2 protein-coding genes are annotated in these 2389 nt (G+C 70.6%); both read left to right on the top strand.

Going from position 1 to position 2389, the window contains the following annotated elements:
• Window positions 1–189: 189 nt before the first annotated feature.
• Complete coding sequence (locus tag K789_RS0100670) at window positions 190–1356, top strand: glycosyltransferase family 4 protein (protein WP_024365064.1); 1167 nt, start codon at window positions 190–192, stop codon at window positions 1354–1356.
• A partial coding sequence (locus K789_RS0100665) for a UDP-glucose dehydrogenase family protein (protein WP_024365063.1) occupies window positions 1353–2389 on the top strand: 1037 nt, incomplete at its 3' end. The genes K789_RS0100670 and K789_RS0100665, both read left to right, overlap by 4 nt.

The following is a 2389-nucleotide window of genomic DNA, read 5'->3' as shown; positions in this document are numbered from 1 at the left end:
CACATGGGCACTATGTCCAGGCCCTGACCCGGCAGGAGGGCATGTCCAGCGGACGGGGCGCCCCAGGGTGCTGCCGCCACGCGTCCCGCCACGCATCCCCGCCCCAACCACACCCCGTTAACCCACTCTTCCCTCCCCCGCCATACGCCCACCCCCGCGCCGAAAGCCTGCCCCCGCAGTGTGGAGGGGGTGAGGATCGCAATTGTCGCCGAGTCATTCCTGCCGCTCATGAATGGGGTAACCCACTCGATCCTGCGGGTCCTGGAGCATCTGCAGGAACGCGGAGACGAGGTGCTCGTGATCGCGCCGTCCACGCAGGACACGGACGCCCCCACGGAGGTCTCCGGGGCGCATGTCCACCGGCTGCCCTCGGTTCCGCTGGCCGGCTACGCGAACGTTCGAGTGGCGATGGGCGGTGTCTATCGGGTCAAGCGAATCCTTGCCGACTATGCACCGGACGTGGTCCACCTGGCGTCGCCGTTCGTGCTCGGCTGGCGCGCGGCACAGGCCGCCCACCAGCTGGGGATCCCCACCATAGCCATCTACCAGACCGAGGTCCCCGCCTACGCCGGGCGGTACGGCGTTCCCTTCCTGGAGAACTGGGCCTGGAACCGGGTGGAGAATATCCACCTGCTGGCATCCCGGACCCTCGCCCCCTCCAGCTTCGCGCTCAACCAGCTCCGCGGCCGCGGCATTCCGCGGGTCGAGATGTGGCGCCGCGGCGTGGACACCCAGCGGTTCTCCCCGGACAAGCGCGACGCCGGGTGGCGGGCCGCCGTCGCCCCGGCCGGCGAGCGCATCATCGGCTACGTGGGCCGGCTCGCGGTCGAAAAGCAGGTGCAGGACCTCGCCGTGCTGGCCGATGTTCCCGGAACCCGGCTGGTGATCGTGGGCGACGGACCGCAGCGGCAGGCCCTCCAGGACGCCCTGCCGGACGCGGCCTTCACCGGGTTCCTCGGCGGCGAGGAGCTGGCCCGCGCGGTGGCGTCCTTCGATCTCTTTGTGCACCCCGGCGAGTTGGAGACCTTCTGCCAGACCATCCAGGAGGCGATGGCCTCAGGCGTGCCGGTGGTCGCCACGGGCCGCGGCGGCCCGCTGGACCTCATCGAGAACTCCCGCACCGGCTGGCTGTATGAGCCGGGCGACCTCGGCGCGCTGCGGTCCCATGTCATGGACCTGATGGGCGACGACGCCAAGCGCCGCGCGTTCGCTGCGGCCGCCCACGCTTCGGTCCAGGGCCGGACGTGGTCCGCCCTGGGTGCCGAGCTGGTCCAGCACTACCAGGCGGTCCTCGCCGCCGACATCCCCCCTGCAAGCCGTAGAAACAGCACAAACCCCCAAGGAGTCACCCTGTGAGAATTTCCGTCATCGGCTGCGGTTACCTCGGAGCCGTGCACGCGGCCACCCTCGCGTCGATGGGACACAGCGTGGTGGGGATCGACGTCGACGCCGCCAAGGTGGAACAGCTCGGCCGTGGTGCGGCGCCGTTCTTCGAGCCGGGACTGGACGAGCTCCTGCGCGACGGCACCGCCTCCGGCCGGCTCAGCTTCTCCACGGACTTCGGCGACGCCGCCTGCGCCCAGCTGCATTTCCTCTGCGTGGGCACACCGCAGTCCAAGACCTCCGACGGCGCCGACCTCAGTTACCTCGTCGCCGCCACGGAGGCACTGCTCCCCCACCTGGCCGACGGCGCCGCCGTCGTGGGCAAGTCCACCGTCCCGGTCGGAACAGTGGACATGCTCAGCGGCATCTTGTCGCCCAGGCCGGACGTGCTCCTGGGCTGGAACCCCGAATTCCTGCGCCAGGGCACCGCGGTCAAGGACTCCCTGGTCCCGGACCGCCTGGTCTACGGCGTCCCGGAGGACGGCACCGCGATCACCGCAGCCCTCGACGCCGCCTACGCGCCCCTGCTGGCCGCCGGGATTCCGCGGCTGGTCTGCAACTTCGCCACAGCGGAACTGATCAAGTCGGCGTCGAACGCGTACCTTGCCACGAAACTCAGTTTCATCAACGCCATGGCCGAGCTTTGCGACGCCACGGGCGCCGACGTGAAACAGCTGGGCGCGGCCATGGGCCTCGATCCGCGGATCGGCAGCCGGTACCTCCATGCGGGCCTGGGGTTCGGCGGCGGCTGCCTGCCCAAGGACATCCGTTCCCTCCGGGTCCAGGCTGCGGGGCTGGGGGTGGATTCCGTGGACCAGTGGATGGACGTGGTGGATTCCATCAACAGGGACCAGCGTTCCCGCACGGTCGGACTGGCCCGGGAACTGTGCGGCGGCCAGCTCGGCGGCCGCCGGCTCACGGTGCTCGGCGCGGCCTTCAAGCCGGACACGGACGACATCCGGGACTCCCCCGCGCTGGACGTCGCCCTCCAGCTGGCGGCGGCCGG

The organism is Arthrobacter sp. TB 26, assembly GCF_000427315.1.
Classification (GTDB): domain Bacteria; phylum Actinomycetota; class Actinomycetes; order Actinomycetales; family Micrococcaceae; genus Arthrobacter.
The sequence above is the reverse complement of the archived record's forward strand: the minus strand, read 5'-3'. Positions and strand labels throughout refer to the sequence as shown.